A 19,792-nucleotide genomic window follows, 5' to 3' on the forward strand; every position below is an offset into this window, starting at 1 on the left:
AACCGACGGGATGACCCGCGTCCGTCCGATCCACAACCGCGTCGCCCTGCTCCTCGCCGCCATGACCGTGGCGGCGGCGCTGGCCCTGCCGTTCCTTGCCTTCGCGCCCAACCGGCTGCTGTCGGGAAAGGCCGTCGCGCTGAGCACGGTGGCGGGCGCCGGGTGGAGCGGAGCGGCGCTGCTGCCGGTCGCCCTGCTGCTGGCCGTGCCGTTCCTGCGGCCGGGCCGGGTGGTGAATGCCCTGTATGTCGGGGGTGGCGTTCTGGCGGCGGCGGGGTTGGTCTGGCTGGCCGGGCAGCACGCCGTCCTGCTCGCCGCGACGGCCAGCCCGGCGGCGCGGACCTCCTTCGGGGCGGGCTTCTGGGTGATGGAGGCGGCGGCGCTGCTTGCCGTTCTCGACGGGGTGCGGCGGCTGGGGCTGGGTCCCGCCGGGCGGGTCGCCGTGGGAGCGCTGGTGGCGGCGCTGATCGGCGGGCAGTTCGCCGCCGGGCATCTCGACCAGCTCTCGATCATGAAGGAATACGCCAACCAGCGGGACGTCTTCGCCGGGGCCGTGCTGCGCCACGCCGCGCTGGTCGCGGCGGCCCTGGTGCCGACCCTGCTGATCGGTGTGCCGCTGGGCATCGCGGCGCAGCGTTCCGCCGCCGTTGGGCGGCTGGTCTTCCCGGTGCTGAACGTGGTGCAGACGATTCCGTCCATCGCCTTGTTCGGGCTGCTGCTGGCCCCGCTGTCCGCGCTGGCCGCCGCCTTTCCAGGGCTGGGGATCGGCGGGGTGGGGCCGGTGCCGGCGGTGATCGCGCTGACGCTCTATTCGCTGCTGCCCATCGCGCGCAACACCGCCGCCGGGCTGGCCGGCGTGCCGGAGCCGGTGCGGGAGGCGGCGCGCGGCATCGGCATGACCCCGCGCCAGATTTTCTGGCGGGTCGAGGCGCCGCTGGCTCTGCCGGTGTTCCTGGCCGGGCTGCGGATCACGCTGGTCCAGGCGGTCGGGCTGGCCGCGGTGGCGGCGCTGATCGGCGCCGGCGGGCTGGGGGCGATCATGTTCCAGGGGCTGTTCGCCAACGCGCTGGACCTCGTGCTGCTGGGGGCGGTGCCGGTGATCCTGCTGGCCGTCACCGCCGACGCGGCGCTGAAGCTGGCCTCGGCGCTGGCGCTGTCACGACTTGGGAGGACGGCGGCGTGATCGCCTTCGAGGGAGTGACCAAGCGGTTCGGCGCCTGGACCGCCGTGGACGACCTGTCGCTGACCGTGGCGGCGGGGGAGTTCCGCGTGCTGATCGGGCCGTCCGGCTCCGGCAAGTCCACGGTGCTGCGGATGATGAACCGGCTGATCGCGCCGGACGCCGGGACCATCCGGGTGGAGGGGGAGGACATCGCCCGCCTGAAGCCGGAGGCGCTGCGCCGCCGCATGGGCTACGTGATCCAGAGCATCGGGCTGTTTCCGCACTGGACGGTGGAGCGCAACATCGCCGCCGTGCCGGACCTGCTCGGCTGGCCCAGGGCGCGGGTGCGCGACCGGGTGACGGAGCTGCTCGCCCTGCTGAACCTCGACCCGGAGCGCTACCGCGGTGCCTACCCGCACGAGCTGTCCGGCGGCCAGCAGCAGCGTGTCGGCGTCGCCCGCGCGCTGGCGGCGGAGCCGCACATCCTGCTGATGGACGAGCCGTTCAGCGCGCTCGACCCGATCACCCGCGGCGCCTTGCAGGCGGAGATGGCGGCGATCCACAAGGCGACCGGGACCACCATCGTCTTCGTCACCCACGACATGGACGAGGCGCTGGCCCTGGCCAGCCGGATCGCCGTGCTGGACCGCGGGCGGCTGGTGCAGAGCGGCACGCCGCTCGACATCCTCACCCGGCCCGCCGACGACCGGGTGCGCGATCTGGTGGGGCGCGAGGATTGGGGGCTGAAGCGGCTGGCCGTGGAGACGGTGGCGGAGCGGTTGCGCCCCGGCGAGACGGCGCCGGGCGATCCCCTGGCGGCGGGGGCGTCGCTGCGTCAGGCTCTGGCCGCGATGGTGGCGCGCGGCACCGACCGGCTTCCCGTGGCGGACGGGCAGGGGCGCCCGATGGGCGTGCTGCACCTCGCCGACCTGCTGCGCGGGCCGGACCGGTCGTGAGCCGCCTGCGGAGCCTGCTGACCGACCGGCTGGCGCTGGGCCTGCTCGTCCTGGCGGCGCTGGTGCTGGGGATGCCGGCGCTGAAGCCGTTGTTCGCCGCCTTCTTCCCGGCGCTCGACCGGCCGCTCTACGAGGCGGACGGCTTCCTGGCCCTGACGCTGGACCATCTGGCGCTGGCCGGCGGGGCGAGCCTGATCGCGGTGCTGCTCGGCGGGGCGGCGGGCATCGCGGTGACCCGGCCCTTTGGCCGGGAGTTCCGCGGCATCCTCGACGCGGTGGCGGCGATGGGCCAGACCTTCCCGCCGGTGGCGGTGCTGGCCGTCTCGGTCCCCGTCCTCGGCTTCGGCCCGGCCCCGGCGCTGATCGCCCTGACGCTCTACGGGCTGCTGCCCATCGTGGAGAACACCGTGGCCGGCCTGGAATCGGTGCCGGAGCCGGTGCGCGAGGCGGCGCGCGGCATGGGCATGGGGCCGGGCGCGCGGCTGTGGCGGGTGGAGTTGCCGCTGGCCGCCCCGGTGATCCTGGCCGGGGTGCGGACGGCGGCGGTCGTCAATCTCGGCACGGCGGCCATCGCCTCCACGGTCGGGGCGAAGACGCTCGGCCTGCCGATCATCGTCGGGCTGAACGGCTCCAACCCCGCCTACGTCATCCAGGGCGCGGTGATCGTGGCCGCCCTGGCGGTGGTGCTGGACGCCGGCTTTGACCGGCTGGCGGCGCGCCTGACCCGCTGGCGGCCCGGCGCCGCTTGAGGGTCACTTGTGGCCGAGCTTGCGCAGGGCGGGTTCGCCGAGCTCCTTGGCGCGCTTCAGGGTTTCCCGGCTGACGACGAGTTCGACATGCTCGCGGATGTCCTTCAGGGCCGCCACGTAGGCGCCGGTTCCGATCCCGTTGGAGAAATCGGTGCGTTGCTGGGCCGTGATGTTCAGGCTCTTCGTGCCGTTCGGGTCGATGAACAGGTCGTAGAGCTTCAGCGCGCCCCGCTGGTCGACGCCCTTGCGTGTGATCGACAGGAATTCGATGTTGTCGCCGTTGTATTCCGTCTTGGCGAAGGCGTGCAGCAGCAGCGTCAGTTTGCTGCTCTTCAGGATGTCCGCGAGGCTCTTGCCTTGGAAGGGATTGACGAATTGACCGCCGTTGGTCTGCGCCTGTGCCTTTTCCGCCGCTTTGCGCTGCTTTTCATGGGCCGCCTCATCCTTCGCCAAGCGGGCCTTGATGTCCTTGTGGTCCTTGTCGATGGCGTCCTCGAGGGCCTTCACCAGCTTGGCTGTGACGCCCGGCACCGCCTTGGTGGCGGCAAGGGCCTTCTTCGCCACCGCGTCCTTCGGATTCGCCTTCGCCAGGGCGCCGAGATCCTTGGAGGCCGCGGCGGCCAGCGTGTTGAGCATCTTCATCTTGCGGAACACGCGGGCGATGGCGTTGTCCACCTCGCTCTCGTAGACGTGGATGGTGTCCTCGTCCAACGGCTCCGGCTTGGTGAGGGCGAGCAGCATCACCTTGTGCCACGTGATCGAGCCGAACGCCTTCTCCGCGTCGGCCATCCCGGCCAGCAGATCCGCGCATTCCTGCCGGGTCCGGTACGTCCCCAGGCTGGCCGACGCCACCCGCGGAATGAGGTCGTCCGGGTATCCGATGATCTTCATGGCCTGCTCCTCCTTGCCGGTTCGTGGCGGGGAGCCTGCCGGAGCGGCTTGGGCGGAGCAATTCGAGATCGGTCGGAATGACGGGAGATTCCGGCGCGATCTGCACCTTTGCGGACCGATCCCGCGGCGGAACCTCGCCGCCGCGGGACGGTGCCGCGTCACTGCGGCGGGATGCGCAGGACCTGACCGGGATAGATCTTGTTCGGGTCCTTCAGCATCGGCTTGTTGGCCTCGAAGATGGCGTTGTAGCGGTTGGGGTCTCCGTAGACCTTCTTGGCGATGGCGGACAGGGTGTCGCCCTTCTCCACCGTGTGGAACCGGGTCTGGCTGGCCGGCTGCTCGGTCGGCGGCATGGTCGGCTGGTCCGGGCCACCCGGCCCCTGGTCCTTGGCGATGACGGCGGTCTGGTCGTCGACCCGCGACACGCCCTTCACGTTGCCGAGCGCCACCGCGATCTTCTCCTTCTCCTCCTGCGAGGCGGCGCTGCCGCGCACGGTCACCGTGTCGTCGGCGACCTGGATGTCCAGCCCGTTGGTCGGCAGGCCGACCTGCGACAGGTGGGATTTCAGCTCGTCCGCGGTCGGGGCGTCCGCGTCGCCGACCTTTTCGCCATGATCGCGGCGGAAGAAATCGAACAGGCCCATCATGTCCTCCCTCGGTTGGTCGCCATGGTGAAGCGATCCCGGACAACATCGCTGCGGCTCGCTGGTTTCACGCGCGGAGGAGGGGGTGCGGAACGTCGGGCTTAGCAGCGGCGTTCGACTTCCCAAATAAGGCCATGGAGAGTAACGCTGAAAGGGGAGGGGATCACACCACCCCCTGCGAAAGGAGCCGCCGATGAACCCGTCCGACGACTGGCGGATTCCGCCGCAATTCCAGCCCGACCCGGATGATCTGGCCTACGACCTGGACCGGGCGCTGTCCGCCGTGGTCGGGCTGCGCGCCAGCGTTCCCGAAGACGCCTACACCGCCGGCGTGCTGGGGACGGAGCGCGCCGGGCAGGGCGCCGTCATCCGCGAGGACGGGCTGGTCCTGACCATCGGCTATCTGATCGCGGAGGCCGAGGAGGTTTGGCTGACCACCAACGACGGGCGGGCGGTGCAGGCGCATGTCGTCGCCTACGACCACACCAGCGGCTTCGGGCTGGTGCAGGCGCTGTCGCCGCTCGGCGTGCCGGCGCTCATGCTCGGCTCGTCGCGCCATGTGCAGTTGGGCGACCCGGTGGTGGTGGCCGGCGCCGGCGGTCGCGAGCGGTCCATCACCGCGCGGGTGGTCGCCCGGCAGGAGTTCGCCGGCTATTGGGAGTACATGATCGACGACGCCCTGTTCACCCTGCCGGCCCATCCGAACTGGGGCGGCACGGCGATGCTGGGGGCGGGGGGCGAGTTGCTGGGCATCGGCTCCCTCCAGCTCCAGTACCGGGCTGAGGAGGAGCGCGTCCTGCCGCTGAACATGAACGTGCCGATCGACCTGCTGAAGCCGATCCTCGACGACCTGATGACCCGTGGGAAGGTCAGCGGCCCGCCGCGCCCCTGGCTCGGACTCTACGCCACACAGGACGAGCGGGAGCGTGTGGTGCTGGTCGGGCTGGCTGGCGACGGGCCGGCCCAGCGGGCGGAGCTGCGTGCCGGCGACGTGGTGCGCGCGGTGGCCGGGCAGCCGGTGGGCTCGCTGGCCGACTTCTACCGCGCCCTGTGGAATCTCGGCCCGGCGGGCGTGGACGTGCCGCTGACCCTGGAGCGGGAGGGCGACGTGTTCGACATGCGCGTCGGCTCCAGCGACCGCGAGCGTTTTTTGAAGGCGGCGCGGCGGCACTGACCCGCCCTTCTGTGCCACACTGGCGCTCCAGAACCAAGAAGACGGGTTGGAGAGCGCTTTTATGGACGACTTGATGAAGGGGGAACCGGCCTCCGGCTTCCAGACCCTGCTCGGCTACACGCTGGTGCGCTGGGAGGAGGGCGTGGCGGAGGTGGAGCTGACCATCGCTCCGCAGCACCGCAACCGGGGCGGCGTCCTGCACGGCGGCGCGCTGATGACCCTGCTCGACACCGTCATGGGATTCGCGGCGACCCACTGCTCGGTGCCCGGCCATTCCCGCCGGGTGGTCACGCTGTCGCTGTCCTCCAGCTTCCTGGGGGCCGTGGCGGAGGGCACGGTGGTGGCCCGCGGCACGCTGCTGGGCGGCGGCCGCAAGATCGTCGGCTGCCGCGGCGAGGTGCGGCGCAAGGAGGACGGCGCGCTGCTGGCGTCCGCCGAGGGAATGTTCAAGTATGCTCCGGGAAGCGAAAATCCGGAGGGAACGCCCCGATGACCATTACGAACGATAAGAAGACTGGCTTGGACATCGCGCAGGACGGCCGTGTCCTGCGCCTGACCATCAACGACCCGGCCACCCGCAACTCCATCGGCCCGGCGCTGATGGAGGCGGCCCGCGCCGCCTTCGACGCGGCGGCGGCCGACGCAAGCGTCGGGGCGGTGGTGCTGACCGGCGCCGAGGGGGCCTTCTGCTCCGGCGGGAACCTGAAATGGCTGAAGGAGGCGCGCAACGGCGACCGCGAGTCGGTGCGGGCGGGGGTGGAGAGCTTCCACGCCATGATCCGCAGCCTGCGCGCCTGCCCCAAGCCGGTGATCGCCGCGGTCGAGGGGCCGGCGGGCGGGGCGGGCTTCCCGCTGGCGCTGGCCTGCGACCTGATCGTCGCGGCGGAGGACGCGGTCTTCACCCTGTCCTACATCAAGGTCGCGCTGACCTCCGACGGCGGCGGCACGGCGTCGCTGGCCCGCGCGCTGCCGCCGCAGCTCGCCGCGGAGATCCTGTTCGAGGGCGGGCGCGTCGGGGCGCCGCGTCTGGCGCAGCTCGGCATGATCAACCGGCTGACCGCCCCCGGCGGCGCGCTGGCCGAGGCGACCGCCTGGGCGGAACGGCTGGCCGCCGGCCCGACCGCCGCGCTGGGCCGCGCCAAGGGGCTGCTGGAGGTGGCCTACGGCGGTCTGGCGAAGCAGCTCGACCGTGAGCGCGACGCCTTCGTGGAGTCGCTGTTCAACGACGAGGCCGGGGAGGGCTTGACCGCCTTCTTCGAGAAGCGGGCACCGGTGTTTCCGAAGGGCTGAGTGCGGGTGTGAGGCCCCCACCCTAAACCTCCCCCGCTATCGCAGGGGAGGGGACTGATCTCCCTCTCCCGCGGAGCGGGGGAGGGCCGGGGTGGGGGCCCGTGCCGCGGCCTCAGGCCCCCTTCCACTCCGTGTGCACCATGCCCGGACGGTCGGTGCGCTCGTAGCCGTGGGCGCCGAAATAGTCGCGCTGGGCCTGGATCATGTTGGCCCACAGCCGGCCGCTGCGGTAGCCGTCCCAGTAGGACAGGGCCGAAGCCATCGCCGGCACCGGCACCGCGGCCAGCGTCGCGGCGGCCACCACGCGGCGGAAGCCGGCGTCGCCGCGGGTCATCAGGCCGGCGATGTCGGGGTCCAGCATCAGGTTCGGCAGTTCCGGCGCGCGGTTCAGCGCGGTCAGGATGCGGTCGAGCAGGCGTGCGCGGATGATGCAGCCGCCGCGCCAGATGCGCGCCACCGCCGCCAGATCGACATCCCAGCCGAACTGCCGGCTGCCCGCCGCGATCACCGCGAAGCCCTGGGCGTAGACGGCGATCCGTCCGCTGAGCAGCGCGTCGCCGACCGACGTGACCAGATCCTCCGTGGAGGGAACGTGCGGGATGGCCAGCGCCTCGGCGGCGCGCACGCGCTCGTCCTTCAGGGCGGACAGGCAGCGGGCGTGCACGGCCTCGGCGATGGTCGGGGCGGGCATACCCAGCTCAAGCGCGGTGGTCGCCGCCCAATGGCCGGTGCCCTTCTGGCCGGCGGCGTCGCGGATGACCTCGAGGATCGGAGCGCCGGTCTCGCCGTCCTTGGTGCGCAGGATGTCGGTGGTGATCTCCATCAGGTAGGAGGCCAGCTCCCCGCCGTTCCATTCGGCGAAGATGTCCGCCAGACGCTCGTAGGAGCAGCCGCCGATCTCACGCAGAAGATGATACGCCTCGGCGATCAGCTGCATGTCGGCGTATTCGATGCCGTTGTGGATCATCTTCACGAAATGGCCCGCCCCCTCCGGCCCGACGCGGGCGAAGCAGGACTCGCCGTCCGGCGCGCGGGCGGCGATGGCGGCCAGCAGCGGGGCGACGGGGGCCAGCGCCTCGGCGTCGCCGCCGGCCATCAGGGCGGGACCGCGCCGCGCGCCCTCCTCGCCGCCCGACACGCCCAGCCCGACGAAGCGCACGCCCGCGGTCGCGGCGAGCGCCGCGCGGCGGTTGGTGTCGCGGAAGTGGGAATTGCCGCCGTCGATCAGCACGTCGCCCGGCGCCAGGCGGGGCAGCAGGGCGGCCGTCAGCTCGTCCACCGGGGCGCCCGCGGGCACCATCATCAGGATCGTGCGCGGCGCCTTGAGCGCGCCCAGCAGTTCCTCCACCGACGCGCAGGCGATGGCGTTGCCCACCTGGGCGGCGAAGGCACCGCGGCGCCCCTCGTCCAGGTCGTAGCCCGCCACCACGGCCCCGTGGTCGGCCAGATTGGCGGCGAGGTTGCGCCCCATCACGCCCAGGCCGAGGACGGCGATGTCGGCCGAGCCGATGGCGGTGGTTTCCGCTCCGGTCCTGGTCGAGTTGCCCTGCACCATCACAACGAACTCCCGTACATTCTCTTTGATGATCCCCCGCGGTGCGGGGGTGGCACTTTGATGACGCCCCGCGGCGCGGGGGTCGGTTTCGGTTTCTCAAGTGGTCTCGCGGACCATCAGGCGGAAGCCCAGATCCACACGCTGCGGATTTTCCCGGCTTTTCGGCGTCCGGTCCGCCATGCCCGCGATCAGCAGGCGGGCCGCCTCCACGCCGATCGCGCGGCGGGGGGTGGCGACGGTGGTGAGCGGCGGGACGGTCCAGGCCGCCCCCGCCAGATCGTTGAAGCCGGCGACGGCCAGCCGCTCCGGTACCGGAATGCCGAGCCGTGCGCATTGGAACAGCGCGCCCTGCGCCAGATCGTCGTTGCACAGGAACAGCGCGTCGGTGTCCGGGTGGGTGGCCATCGTGCGCTCCAGCAGCTCAGCGCCCAGCGCGACGGAGGTGGCGTCCGGCACCATCAACTCAAGCGCCGGGTCGTGCTGCCCGGCGTCGCGCAGCGCTTGCCGCCAGCCGTCGCAGCGCTGGCGCGTCCGCGGGTCGAGCTGCCCGGCGATCAGCCCGATCCGCCGCCGTCCCCGCGCCACCAGATGCGCGCCGACGGCGTAGCCGGCGTCGAACTGCGAGAAGCCGACCGTCTGCACCGGACAGTCGCCGTGTTTATCCTCCGCGGCCAGATCCATGGTGTGGATGACCGGGATCGTCAGGCCGCGCAGCAGGTCCCAGGTGCCCGGCGTGTGGTCGAGCCCGCTCAGGATCACCCCGTCCGGGTCGTGGGCGAGCTGGGTGCGCAGCACGCGCTCCTCCGCCTCCGGGCCGTAGCCGGTGATGCCGACCAGCGGCTGGTAGCCCTGCGGGCTCAGCGTCTCCTGCACGCCGGCCAGCAGGTCGATGAAGACGGCGTTGGTCAGGGAGGGGATCAGCACCGCCACCGTCATCGTCCGCGCCGAGGCCAGCGCCGACGCCACGCGGCTGGGCACGAAGCCCAGGCGGCGGCTCGCCTCCTCGACGCGGGCGCGCACCTCCTCGCTGACCGTGTCGGGCCGGCGCAGGGCGCGGGACACGGTCATGGCGCTGACCCCGGCGGCGGCGGCGACGTCGGCCATGGTGGCGCGTCCGCTGCGCGAGGATCGGGGTTTGCGGGGGGTGGCGGTCATCGGCGTTCCAGTTGTCCGGCGGCCATTATCCCGCGCCGCTTTGGGCTTTACAAGCCTCGTTTGTTAGCGGTAACATCGTCATCTCTCCCCTCCCGTAATGTTGCAAGGACCGATCGGCATGAGCGCTCCCCCGTCTTCCGATGTTACCGCTAACATAAGCGGGGCCGTGGACGCGGTCGTGGTGATGGGCGTGGCGGGCTGCGGCAAGACCTCGGTGGGGGAGGAGCTGGCCCGGCGGCTCGGCTGGCAGTTCCTGGAGGGCGACGGCTTCCACCCCCCGGAGAACATCGCGAAGATGTCCGCCGGCATCCCGCTGCAGGACGAGGACCGCTGGGGCTGGCTGGACACCATCGCCGCTCACATCGCCCTGGCGCGGGAGGCGAAGGCGCCGATCGTCGTGTCCTGCTCCGCGCTGAAGCGGCGCTACCGCGAGCGGCTGAGCGCCGGGGGGACGCGCGTCCTGTTCGTCCATCTCGACGGCAGCCGGGACATCATCCACGCCCGCATGGCGCTGCGCGCCGGCCATTTCATGCCGACCACCCTGCTCGACAGCCAGTTCGCGGCGCTGGAGCCGCTGGGGTCCGGGGAGCTGGGCATCGTCTGCGACATCGACGCCAGCCCGGCGGAGATCGCCGCCCGCGTCTCCTCCCGGATCGCTCCCGCCGCCTGAACAGCCTGCCGTCTGGAAGGACCGCGCCATGATGAGTCTTCATCCCGTCCTCGACGCCGTCACCCGCCGCATCCGGGAGCGCAGCCAGCCCGCCCGCGCCGCCTATCTGGAGCGGCTCCGCGCCGCCGCGGCGCAGGGGCCGCGCCGTCTGGCGCTGGGCTGCGCCAACCGCGCGCACGGCTTCGCCGGCTGCACCGCGGCGGAGGACAAGGCGGCGCTGCGTGGCGGCTCCACGCCGGCCATCGGCATCGTCACCTCCTACAACGACATGCTGTCCGCCCATCAGCCCTACGGCGACTATCCGGAGCGGCTCAAGGCGGCGGTGCGCGCGGCGGGCGGCGTGGCGCAGGTGGCGGGCGGCGTGCCGGCCATGTGCGACGGCGTCACCCAGGGCGAGCCGGGGATGGAGCTGTCGCTGTTCTCCCGCGAGGTGATCGCCATGGGGACGGCGGTCGCCCTGTCGCACGGCACCTTCGACGGCGTGCTGTGCCTCGGTGTCTGCGACAAGATCGTTCCGGGGCTGCTGATCGGCGCGCTGTCCTTCGGCCATCTGCCCACCGTCTTCGTGCCCGCCGGTCCGATGCCCTCCGGCCTGCCCAACAAGGAGAAGGGGCGCATCCGCCAGCAGTACGCGGAAGGCAAGCTGGACAAGGACGCGTTGCTGGAGGCGGAGGCCGCCTCCTACCACGCGCCGGGCACCTGCACCTTCTACGGCACCGCCAACTCGAACCAGATGCTGGTCGAGATGATGGGGCTGCACCTGCCGGGGGCGAGCTTCGCCAACCCCGGCACGCCGTTGCGCGACGCGCTGACCGACGCGGCGGCGCGGCGGGTGGTGTCCCTGCGCACGCCCATCGGCGAGATCGTCGACGAGCGCGCCATCGTCAACGCGGTGGTCGGGCTGCTGGCGACCGGCGGCTCGACCAACCACACGCTGCATCTGCCGGCCATCGCGGCGGCGGCGGGCATCGCCCTGACCTGGGAGGACTTCGCCGAGCTGTCGGCGGTGGTGCCGCTGCTCGCCCGCGTCTACCCGAACGGCAGCGCCGACGTGAACCATTTCGAGGCGGCGGGCGGCATGGCCTTCCTGATCGGGGAACTGGCCGACGCCGGGCTGCTGCACGGCGACGCCGCCACCGTGTGGGAGGACAACGGCATCGCCGCCTACCGCCGCCCGCTGCGGCTGGAGGGGGACGAACTGGTGCGCGGCGCGGCGGTCAGCGAGAGCGCCGACCCCGCCGTGCTGGCTCCGGTCGCGTCGCCCATGGCGGCGGAGGGCGGGCTGCGCGTGCTGAGCGGGCCGCTGGGGCGCGCGGTGGTGAAGGTCTCCGCCGTGAAGCCCGACCATCGCGTGATCGAGGCGCCGGCCCGTGTCTTCACCGACCAGGAATCGGTGCAGGCGGCGTTCCGCCGTGGCGAGCTTCACCGCGACGTGGTGGTGGTGGTGCGCTTCCAGGGGCCGAAGGCCAACGGCATGCCGGAACTGCACAAGCTGACGCCGCCGCTGGGCGTGCTCCAGGATCTCGGCTACCGCGTCGCGCTGGTGACGGACGGGCGGATGTCCGGGGCGTCGGGCAAGGTCCCGGCGGCGATCCACGTCACGCCGGAAGCCGCTGCGGGCGGCCCGCTGGGGCGTGTGCGGGATGGCGACGTTCTGCGGCTGGACACCGAGCGCGGCACGCTGGAGGTGCTGGTCGATGACGCGGAGTGGGCCGCGCGCCCGCCGGCGGACGCGCCGGCTGATGCCGGTGTCGGCTGCGGGCGGGAGCTGTTCGGGGTGTTCCGCCGGGCGGTCGGCAGCGCCGAGGCCGGAGCGTCGGTGTTCGGGTGAGGGGCGGTCCTGTTGCAGGCTCCCTCTCCCCGGAGGGGAGAGGGCTATAAAAAAGGCCAGAGGTGATGGCCTTGGTCAGGGAAGAGGGGAACTCGATCACTTCACCGTCAGTTCATACGTTCCCATCGTCCCGTACACGGCCACCGACGTGCTGCCCGCCGGGACCATGACGGTGCCGACATGCGACCCGGTGGTCACCACGTCGCCGGCCTTCAGGCCGCCCAGGCTGACCGCGCCGGTGTTGGCCATCCACACCAGAAGCCGCACCGGCTCGCCCGCGGAGTTGCCGGCGACCGTGTCGGCCTTCGTCTCGCCGTCGACGACCAGGGCGACCCGCTCCTTCAGCGGCTCCAGCGAGCGCCAGTCGGCGATGGCCGGGCCGACGACCAGGGCGCCGTGGTTGAACTGGTCGGCCATGTGGCTGAACCACTCCTGCGAGCCGAAGCCGGCGAAGCGGGTGTCGACGATCTCGAAGGCGGGATGGACGGACCCGACGGCGTCGAGGACCTCTTCGCGGCTGTAGGGCTCGGCGCGGGGCGGCAGGTCCTTGGCGAATGTGTAGGCGATCTCCGCCTCCATGCCGATGACCTGATAGTCCGCGGCGGGAAGCACCGTGGTGTCGAAGAACAGCGTGTCGGCGTGGATGGGAGCGCGGAACGGCTCCGACTCCGGGGTGCGGGCGCCGACCTTCCAGGCGACGACCGGGCCGAGGCGGCGGGCCACGGCGTCCTGGATGGCGTAGGCCTCGGCCTCGCTGGTGGGGCGGGTCGGCAGGGCGGACAGCCAGTCGCGGCTCTTGCGCGCCTGGATCAGGGCGTCGACGGAATCGCGGAATGCGGAATCGTTCATCTCTTCGGACATCGTCTTCGGGCCTTCGCTTTTCTTCGGTTATTGGTGCTTATCGGGTTGGACTCTCATGGCGCCGCAGGACTCGCGGATGACCAGCCGGGCGGGCAGGATCACGCGCTCCGGTGCCCCCTGCGGGTCGGCGATGCGGCGCAGCAGCAGGCGGGCGGCTTCCTGCCCGATCTGGCGGGCGGAGGTCGCGACGGTGGTCAGGGCGGGGCGGCTTATCGCCGCTTCGGTCAGGTCGTCGAAACCGGTGACCGCGACGTCCCGTCCCGCCCGCAGACCGCGGGCCTCCAGCCCCAGCATCACGCCGAACGCAACCAGATCGTTGTAACAAAGCATCGCGGTGGGCGGGTCGGCAAGATCCATCAGCGGCCCCACCGCGTCCAGCCCGCCGCGGCGGGTGGCCGGGCAGCGGACGACGAGGTCCGGGGTCAGGCCGTGGCGGCGCAGCGCCGCGGCGAAGCCGACGCGGCGCCCGGTGAAGGCGGAGTGGGACAGGTTGCCGCCGACGAAGGCGATGCGGCGATGGCCGATCCGCAGAAGATGCTCGGTCATCATCTCCATGCCGAACTCGTAATCCACCCCGGCGTAATCGCCTTCGCGGGCGGAGAGGAAGCGCAGGGCCTGGACGACGGGAAGCTGCCACTGGCGCAGCCGGTCCAGCAGGGCCGGCGACGTGCCGGCGGCGGGGCAGATGATCACCCCGTCCACATTCTGCTCGCGCATGCGCTGAAGGTAGCGGTCTTGCCGCTCCCCCGATTCCGCGGTGTTGGCGAGGAAGGCGACGACCCCCTGCTCACCCAGGACGTCGTCCACCCCGGCGGTCAGCTCGCCGTAGAAGGAATTGTTGATCTCGCAGACGAGCAGCCCGACCGTGTCGGTGCGGGCGGCGCGCAGGGTCGCGGCGCCGCGGTTGTAGACGTAGCCCAAGGCTTCGATGGCGGCCTGCACGCGCTCCCGCGTCTCGGCGGCGACCAGCGGGCTGCCGCGCAGGACGAGCGAGACGGTGGACCGCGACACCCCGGCGTGGTGCGCCACCTCCGTCAGGGTGATGCGGGCCGGTCCGCCGCGCTCGTCGAGGATGGTCATTCACGCCGCCATTCAGACGACGGCGGTCGGCAGCGGCTGGCCGGCGAAGAAGGCGGACAGGTTCGTCAGCACGAGATTGCCCATGGCCATCCGCGTCTCCACCGTGGCGCTCGCCTGATGCGGCTGGAGCACCACATTGTCCAGGCGGAACAGGGCCTCCGGCGCGTGCGGCTCGTTGGCGAAGACATCCAGCGCGGCCCCGCCGAGGCGACCGTCGGCCAGGGCGGCGACCAGTTCCGGCTCGTCCACCACGGCGCCGCGGGCGACGTTGACCAGCAGCCCGTCCGGCCCCAGCGCCTCGATCACCGCGCGGTTGACCATGTTGCGGGCGTCCGGCCCGGCCGAGGCGGCGACGATGAGGATGTCGCACTCCCGCGCCAGATCGACCGGGGAGGCGACGAAGCGGTAGGGCACGTCGCTGCGCGGCTTGCGGTTGGTGTAGGCGATGTCCATGCCGAATCCGGCGGCGCGCTGGGCGATGGCCAGACCGATGCGGCCCAGACCAAGGATGCCGAGCCGCTTGCCGGTGACCTTGCGGGCCAGCGGCAGGCCGCCGCCCGGCCAGCGCCCGGCGCGCACGAAGCGGTCGCCGACCATCATGCGGCGCGACCCGGCGATCATCAACCCGATGGCGAGATCGGCCACGTCGTCGGTCAGCACGTCCGGCGTGTTGGTGACGCGGACGCCGCGGCTGGCCGCGTGTTTCAGGTCGACCGCGTCGGTGCCGACGCCGTTGATCGCGACGATCCCCAGGTTCGGGCAGGCGTCCATGATCGCGTTGCTGACGCCCGTGCCGCCGCCGGTGACGACGGCGCGGACACGCGGCCCCACCTCCGCGACCAGCCGGTCGCGGTCGGGCGCCCCGGCGAGGCGGTGGACGGTGTAGCCCGCGTCCAGCGCCGTCTCGATGTCCGGCATCATGGGTTCGACGAGGAGGATCTCCGGCTTCATCAAACGCTGTCCTTAATGGGGAAGACTCAGTGGGTGAGGATCTGGCCGAGGAAGTTGCGGGTCCGCTCGGACTTCGGATTGGTGAAGAACTCGGCGGGGGTGGCCTGCTCGACGATCTCGCCGCGGTCCATGAAGATGACGCGGTCGGCGACCGACTTGGCGAAGCCCATCTCGTGCGTGACGCACAGCATGGTCATGCCGTCCTCGGCCAGCCCGATCATGGTGTCGAGAACCTCCTTGACCATCTCGGGGTCGAGCGCCGAGGTCGGCTCGTCGAACAGCATGACCTTGGGGTTCATGCACAGCGACCGCGCGATGGCGACGCGCTGCTGCTGACCGCCGGAGAGCTGGCCCGGGTACTTGTCCGCCTGCTCCGGGATGCGCACGCGGGCCAGATACTTCATGGCGATGTCGCGCGCCTCCTGCTTGGAGGTGCCGCGCACCCGCATGGGCGCCAGCATGCAGTTCTCGACCACGGTCAGGTGCGGGAACAGGTTGAACTGCTGGAACACCATGCCGACGTCGCGCCGCACCTGATCGAGGTGGCGGTGGTGGGCGTCGATGGTGACGCCGTTGACGGTGATCGTGCCCTTCTGATGCTTCTCGAGCTGGTTGATGCAGCGGATCAGCGTGGACTTGCCGGAGCCCGAGGGGCCGCAGATGACGATCCGCTCGCCCTTGTGGACCTCCAGCTCGATGTTCTTCAGCACATGGAAGCTGTCGTACCATTTCTGGACGCCGGCCATCCGGATGACGACCTCGCCGCTGACCGGCCGCGGCGCGGGGACGTCCGTGGTATCGTAAGCCGAGGCCATGGGGGACTCCTCCAAAATTGGCCCTCTCCCGCCCCGGGAGAGGGAAGGGACCCATGCGAAGCGTGGGAAGGGTGAGGGTGCCGGCAAGACACAGCGCTCTCGGCTTTACCCTCACCCGCCCGCTTCGCGGGCACCCTCTCCCGGGGCGGGAGAGGGGATCAAGAACTTACGACTTGGTGAGCGGGGGCAGGTCGGTGCCCAGCCACTTCTTGTGGACCTCGTTCAGCTCGCCGTTCGCCTTCGCGGTCTCGATGAACTCGTTGACCCACTTCAGCAGGGCGTCCTGGCCCTTGCGCATGGCGATGCCCTGGACCTGACGGTTCAGCACGAACTTCATCTCGTAGTTGGCCTGCGGGGCCAGCTTCTTGATCTCCTTGGTGACCACGTTGCTGAGGCCCAGCGCGTCCACCTGACCGGACAGCATGGCCTGCACGGCGCTGGCGTCGTCGTCGAAGCGCATGATGCGCGCGTCCTTCGGGGCGACGGCGGTCAGGGCGTTGTCCTGGGTGCTGGCGCGGGCGACGCCGACGCGCTTGCCCGACAGCTCCGCGGCCTCCTTGATCTTGGTGTTGGCCGGGGCGACCAGACCGATCTCGATGGCGGCGTAGGGCTCGGAGAACTGCACCTGCTCGGCGCGGGCCGGGGTGATGCCCAGCGAGGCGACCAGCAGGTCGACCTTGTTGGTCAGCAGGTAGGGGATGCGGTTCGGGCCGGTGACCGGGACGATCTCCACCGGGACGCCCATGTGCTTGCCCAGCAGATTGGCGACGTCGGCGTCGTAGCCGTCCGGCTTGCCGTCGGCGGTGGTGATGCCGAAGGGCGGGAAGTCCACGAGCATGCCGATGGTCAGCTTGCCCTTCGACTTGATCTCGTCGACGGTCTGGGCGGCGGCGGGAGCGGCCAGGGCGACGGCTGCGGCCATCATGGCGCCGGCGACGGCGAGGCGGCGGGTGATCGACAGGCTCATTGGGGGTTTCCTCACGGTTCTTATGAAAGGGGGTGTCAGCGGGTGGCCAGGGCGTAGCGCCGCTCCAGGCGGGCGCTGAGCAGCGACAGCGGCCAGCACATCAGGAAGTAGAGCACCGCCACGATCCCGAACACCAGGAAGGGCTGGAAGGTGGCGTTGTTGACGATCTGCCCGGCGCGGGTCAGCTCGGTGAAGCCGATGATGGCGGCCAGCGACGTGCTCTTGATGAGTTGCACGAGGAAGCCCACCGTCGGCGGCACCGCGACCTTCACCGCCTGCGGCAGGATCACGTAGCGCATCAGCCCCGGATAGCGCAGGCCGAGCGCCGAGGCGGCCTCCCACTGGCCGCGCGGCACCGCCTGGATGCAGCCGCGCCAGATCTCGCCGAGGAAGGCGCTGGCGTTCAGCGTCAGGCCCAGCGCGGCGGCGGCCCAGGGGTTGAGGTCGAGCCCCATCACCGTGGCGCCGAAGAAGACCAGGAAGAGCTGCATCAGCAGCGGCGTGCCCTGGAACAGCTGGATGTAGCCGGTGGCGGCCAGCCGCACCGCCTTGATGTCCGATGTGCGGGCCAGCGCGATGACCAGCCCGACCGTGGCCCCGCCGACGAAGGCGATGGCCGACAGCGCCAGCGTCCACTGCACGGCGCTGAGAAGGAAGAGGAACTCGTTGTAACTGAAGGCGCGGATCATGGCTCGGCCCTCCCTCAGCGCCGGTCGGTGTCGTAGGCGAAGGCCAGCTTGTAGATGCCGGCGAACAGCGCGGAGAACATCATCGCCAGCGCCAGATAGATGCCGGTGACCACGATGTAGATCTCGAAGCTGCGGAAGGTCTGCGACTGGATGTTGTTGGCGACCGAGGTCAGCTCGTCCGCCGAGATCGCCGAGACCACGCTGGAGCTGAGCATCAGCAGGATGAACTGGCTGGTCAGCGCGGGGTAGACGGTGCGCAGCGCCGGCTTGATGACGATGTAGCGGAAGACCTGCAACGGCTTCAGCCCCAGCGCCAGCCCGGCCTCGATCTGGCCTTTTTGGATCGATTCGATGCCGGCCCGGATGATCTCGGTCGCGTAGGCGCCGACATTGACCACCATGGCGATCAGCGCGGCGAGGTCGGGCGACAGGCGGATGCCCATGGTCGGCAGGCCGAAGAAGATCAGGAAGATCTGCACCAGGAAGGGCGTGTTGCGCACCACCTCGATGTAGGCGTTGATCACCCAGCGAATGGGCTTCGGCCCGGACGTCTTGCCGAGCGCGCAGAGGATGGCGACGATCAGGCCGAGAATCATGGCCCCGATCGACAACTGAACGGTCAGCCAAGCGCCCTGGAGCAGGTAGTCCCAGGAATCGACGACCGCCTTGAAATCGAAGGTGTAGTTCACGGGCTTTCCCTCCGCATCCGGACCGGGGCGCTGCGCGCGTCCGGTGAACGGTCCCTTGTGCGGGATTCTCGTTGTCGGCCTCTCGTCCTCCGGCGGGCCGTGGCGGTGCCTCCCTGGCGATGCCTCCGGCGCCGGATGTTGGGGCGAGCCTATTTGGATCGATCCAAATGCGCAAGACGGAAAACGCAGCGCTGCGAAAATTAATTCGTGTAACCAACAATCATGCCGCGAATTCCCCGTGGTGATATGAAACCGCGATGGTGTGTCCACGAACGGACGCTTGCGCCGCGCCGCGTCTTGACGATGATCAAGGTGGAAGAGAACCGCGCACCGGACTATCCGGGGTGATATGACGCGGTGCCGCTCCCTGGGGGCGGCCCCCAAGGGAGAAGGATTGTCGCATGGACTGCTTCGCCGGCCCCGGCCCCGCCGCCCCCATTCCGCTGGACGAGGCGCTGGCCCGCGTGCAGCGGACCTACGGCGCGGTGACGGAGCCCGAGGAGGTGCCGCTGCGCGCGGCGCTCGGCCGCATCCTGGCGGAACCGGTGACGGCGACGGTGAACGTGCCGCCGGTCGCCGTCTCGGCGATGGACGGCTGGGGATTCGGCACGGCGGACGGTGCCGGGACGGGTGAAGCCCGGCGGCTGGCCGTGGTGGGGCGTGTGCCCGCCGGCTCCGTCTTCCCCGGTGTGGTCGGGCCGGGCGAGGCGGTGCGCATCTTCACGGGCGCGCCGATTCCGGTGGGTGTGGACACCGTGGCCATGCAGGAGGACTGCCGGGCGGAAGACGGTGCGGTGCTGGTGCCGGCTACCCTTGAGCGCGGCGCCAACATCCGCGACGCCGGGGAGGACATGACGGCGGGGTCCGTCGTGCTGACCCCCGGCCTGCGGCTGCGCGCCCAGGAGATCGGCTTGGCCGCCGCGGTCGGGCGGTCGAGCCTGTCGGTGCGCCAGCGCCTGCGCGTCGTCCTGTTCTCCACCGGCGACGAACTGCGCGAGCCGGGGACGGACAAGCCGGAGGGCACCATCTACGACGCCAACCGCTACACGCTGGCCGCCCAGCTCGACGCGCTGGGGGCGGATGTGCGCGACCTCGGCATCCTGCCGGACAAGCCGGACGTGACCCGCGCCGCCCTGGCCGACGCCGCGGCGACCGCCGACCTCGTCGTCACCTCCGGCGGCGCCTCGGTGGGCGAGGAGGACCATGTGAAGAGGGTGGTCGGCGAGCTTGGCTCCGTCGACCTGTGGAAGCTCGCGCTGAAGCCGGGCAAGCCGCTGGCGCTTGGGCGCATCGGCACCACGCCGTTCCTCGGCCTGCCCGGCAACCCGGTCTCGGCCATGGTGACCTTCATGCTGGTGGGCCGTCCGCTGGTGCTGCGCCTGTCGGGGGCGGAGAGCGCGCCGACCCCGCGCTGCCTCGTCGTCGCCGGCTTCGAGTTCAGGAAGAAGCCGGGGCGGCGGGAGTTCCTGCGCGCCCGTCTGGCGACCGGACCCGATGGCCGCCCGGTTGCCCACAAGTTCCCCAGCGACAGCTCCGGTGTCCTGACCTCGATGGTCGAGGCCGACGGGCTGGTCGATATGCCGGCGGACGCCACCACGATCCGCGAGGGGGACATGGTGGAGTTCCTGCCCTTCACCGGCCTGTTCGCCTGAGCGCCGGACGA

20 protein-coding genes are annotated in these 19,792 nt (G+C 71.1%); 9 read left to right on the forward strand and 11 right to left on the reverse strand.

The genetic code is table 11. The annotated features are described in order from the left end of the window. Positions 1-10: 10 nt before the first annotated feature. Genes D3869_RS14380 through D3869_RS14390 form a run of 3 tightly spaced genes read left to right on the forward strand, consistent with a single transcriptional unit; the run spans position 11 to position 2,867 of the window. Entirely contained in the window at positions 11-1,183 is a 1,173-nt protein-coding gene (locus D3869_RS14380; RefSeq protein WP_137140711.1) for an ABC transporter permease, read from the forward strand. Next, positions 1,180-2,118 (forward strand): ABC transporter ATP-binding protein, encoded by a 939-nt coding sequence (locus D3869_RS14385; protein ID WP_137140712.1) that lies wholly within the window; start codon positions 1,180-1,182, stop codon positions 2,116-2,118. Before D3869_RS14380 ends, D3869_RS14385 begins: the two co-directional genes overlap by 4 nt. Next, positions 2,115-2,867 carry an ABC transporter permease gene (locus D3869_RS14390; RefSeq protein WP_432613417.1) on the forward strand — a complete coding sequence of 251 codons (753 nt, stop codon included), beginning with the start codon at positions 2,115-2,117 and terminating at the stop codon, positions 2,865-2,867. Before D3869_RS14385 ends, D3869_RS14390 begins: the two co-directional genes overlap by 4 nt. Before the next feature lie 3 nt (positions 2,868-2,870). Here the strand turns inward: D3869_RS14390 and D3869_RS14395 are convergent, their stop codons facing one another. Beyond that, positions 2,871-3,758: a hypothetical protein gene (locus D3869_RS14395; protein WP_137140713.1), complete on the reverse strand. Its 888-nt coding sequence runs from the start codon at positions 3,756-3,758 to the stop codon at positions 2,871-2,873. 158 nt (positions 3,759-3,916) lie between these two features. Continuing rightward, positions 3,917-4,402 carry a peptidoglycan-binding protein LysM gene (gene lysM / locus D3869_RS14400; protein ID WP_137141956.1) on the reverse strand — a complete coding sequence of 162 codons (486 nt, stop codon included), beginning with the start codon at positions 4,400-4,402 and terminating at the stop codon, positions 3,917-3,919. A gap of 193 nt (positions 4,403-4,595) precedes the next feature. Here lysM and D3869_RS14405 point away from each other — a divergent pair, with 193 nt between their 5' ends. The 3 genes from D3869_RS14405 to D3869_RS14415 all read left to right on the forward strand — a co-directional run bounded on the left by D3869_RS14405 (position 4,596) and on the right by D3869_RS14415 (position 6,866). Next, positions 4,596-5,576, forward strand: a complete 981-nt coding sequence (locus D3869_RS14405) for a S1C family serine protease (RefSeq protein ID WP_137140714.1) — start codon at positions 4,596-4,598, stop codon at positions 5,574-5,576. A 61-nt stretch (positions 5,577-5,637) separates the two neighbouring features. Then, positions 5,638-6,069, forward strand: coding sequence for a PaaI family thioesterase (locus tag D3869_RS14410; RefSeq protein ID WP_137140715.1), 432 nt, complete (start codon positions 5,638-5,640; stop codon positions 6,067-6,069). After that, complete coding sequence (locus D3869_RS14415; protein ID WP_137140716.1) at positions 6,066-6,866, forward strand: oxepin-CoA hydrolase, alternative type; 801 nt, start codon at positions 6,066-6,068, stop codon at positions 6,864-6,866. The genes D3869_RS14410 and D3869_RS14415 overlap by 4 nt, the downstream gene beginning before the upstream one ends. 112 nt (positions 6,867-6,978) lie before the next feature. Here the strand turns inward: D3869_RS14415 and gndA are convergent, their stop codons facing one another. Together gndA and D3869_RS14425 are read right to left on the reverse strand one after the other, a co-directional pair. Further along, positions 6,979-8,421 carry an NADP-dependent phosphogluconate dehydrogenase gene (gndA, locus tag D3869_RS14420; protein ID WP_175426498.1) on the reverse strand — a complete coding sequence of 481 codons (1,443 nt, stop codon included), beginning with the start codon at positions 8,419-8,421 and terminating at the stop codon, positions 6,979-6,981. A 96-nt stretch (positions 8,422-8,517) separates the two neighbouring features. Beyond that, positions 8,518-9,576, reverse strand: a complete 1,059-nt coding sequence (locus tag D3869_RS14425) for a LacI family DNA-binding transcriptional regulator (RefSeq protein WP_247895853.1) — start codon at positions 9,574-9,576, stop codon at positions 8,518-8,520. Between the two features lie 118 nt (positions 9,577-9,694). On the opposite strand from D3869_RS14425, the gene D3869_RS14430 reads away from it, so the two are divergent. Together D3869_RS14430 and edd are read left to right on the forward strand one after the other, a co-directional pair. Beyond that, entirely contained in the window at positions 9,695-10,246 is a 552-nt protein-coding gene (locus tag D3869_RS14430; protein WP_137140718.1) for a gluconokinase, read from the forward strand. A 28-nt stretch (positions 10,247-10,274) separates the two neighbouring features. Next, the gene (gene edd, locus D3869_RS14435) at positions 10,275-12,077 is read left to right on the forward strand and encodes a phosphogluconate dehydratase (protein WP_432613418.1); all 1,803 of its coding nucleotides are present in this window, start codon (positions 10,275-10,277) and stop codon (positions 12,075-12,077) included. 96 nt (positions 12,078-12,173) lie between these two features. Here the strand turns inward: edd and D3869_RS14440 are convergent, their stop codons facing one another. The 7 genes from D3869_RS14440 to D3869_RS14470 all read right to left on the reverse strand — a co-directional run bounded on the left by D3869_RS14440 (position 12,174) and on the right by D3869_RS14470 (position 18,129). Further along, positions 12,174-12,926 carry a 2-keto-4-pentenoate hydratase gene (locus D3869_RS14440; protein WP_247895854.1) on the reverse strand — a complete coding sequence of 251 codons (753 nt, stop codon included), beginning with the start codon at positions 12,924-12,926 and terminating at the stop codon, positions 12,174-12,176. A 39-nt stretch (positions 12,927-12,965) separates the two neighbouring features. Continuing rightward, positions 12,966-14,018, reverse strand: a complete 1,053-nt coding sequence (locus D3869_RS14445; RefSeq protein ID WP_137140720.1) for a LacI family DNA-binding transcriptional regulator — start codon at positions 14,016-14,018, stop codon at positions 12,966-12,968. Between the two features lie 12 nt (positions 14,019-14,030). Then, positions 14,031-14,969 (reverse strand): 2-hydroxyacid dehydrogenase, encoded by a 939-nt coding sequence (locus D3869_RS14450; protein ID WP_137140721.1) that lies wholly within the window; start codon positions 14,967-14,969, stop codon positions 14,031-14,033. Between the two features lie 26 nt (positions 14,970-14,995). Beyond that, positions 14,996-15,784: an amino acid ABC transporter ATP-binding protein gene (locus D3869_RS14455; protein ID WP_137140722.1), complete on the reverse strand. Its 789-nt coding sequence runs from the start codon at positions 15,782-15,784 to the stop codon at positions 14,996-14,998. A 166-nt stretch (positions 15,785-15,950) separates the two neighbouring features. Next, positions 15,951-16,751, reverse strand: a complete 801-nt coding sequence (locus D3869_RS14460) for a transporter substrate-binding domain-containing protein (protein WP_137140723.1) — start codon at positions 16,749-16,751, stop codon at positions 15,951-15,953. Positions 16,752-16,786: 35 nt separating this feature from the next. Further along, positions 16,787-17,440: an amino acid ABC transporter permease gene (locus D3869_RS14465; RefSeq protein ID WP_137140724.1), complete on the reverse strand. Its 654-nt coding sequence runs from the start codon at positions 17,438-17,440 to the stop codon at positions 16,787-16,789. A 14-nt stretch (positions 17,441-17,454) separates the two neighbouring features. Continuing rightward, positions 17,455-18,129 (reverse strand): amino acid ABC transporter permease, encoded by a 675-nt coding sequence (locus tag D3869_RS14470; protein ID WP_137140725.1) that lies wholly within the window; start codon positions 18,127-18,129, stop codon positions 17,455-17,457. Positions 18,130-18,530: 401 nt separating this feature from the next. Between D3869_RS14470 and D3869_RS14475 the strand changes: the two genes are divergently transcribed. Further along, entirely contained in the window at positions 18,531-19,781 is a 1,251-nt protein-coding gene (locus D3869_RS14475) for a molybdopterin molybdotransferase MoeA (RefSeq protein ID WP_137140726.1), read from the forward strand. Positions 19,782-19,792: the final 11 nt, after the last annotated feature.

It is taken from the genome of Azospirillum brasilense, from assembly GCF_005222205.1.
Classification (GTDB): Bacteria; Pseudomonadota; Alphaproteobacteria; order Azospirillales; family Azospirillaceae; genus Azospirillum; species Azospirillum brasilense_G.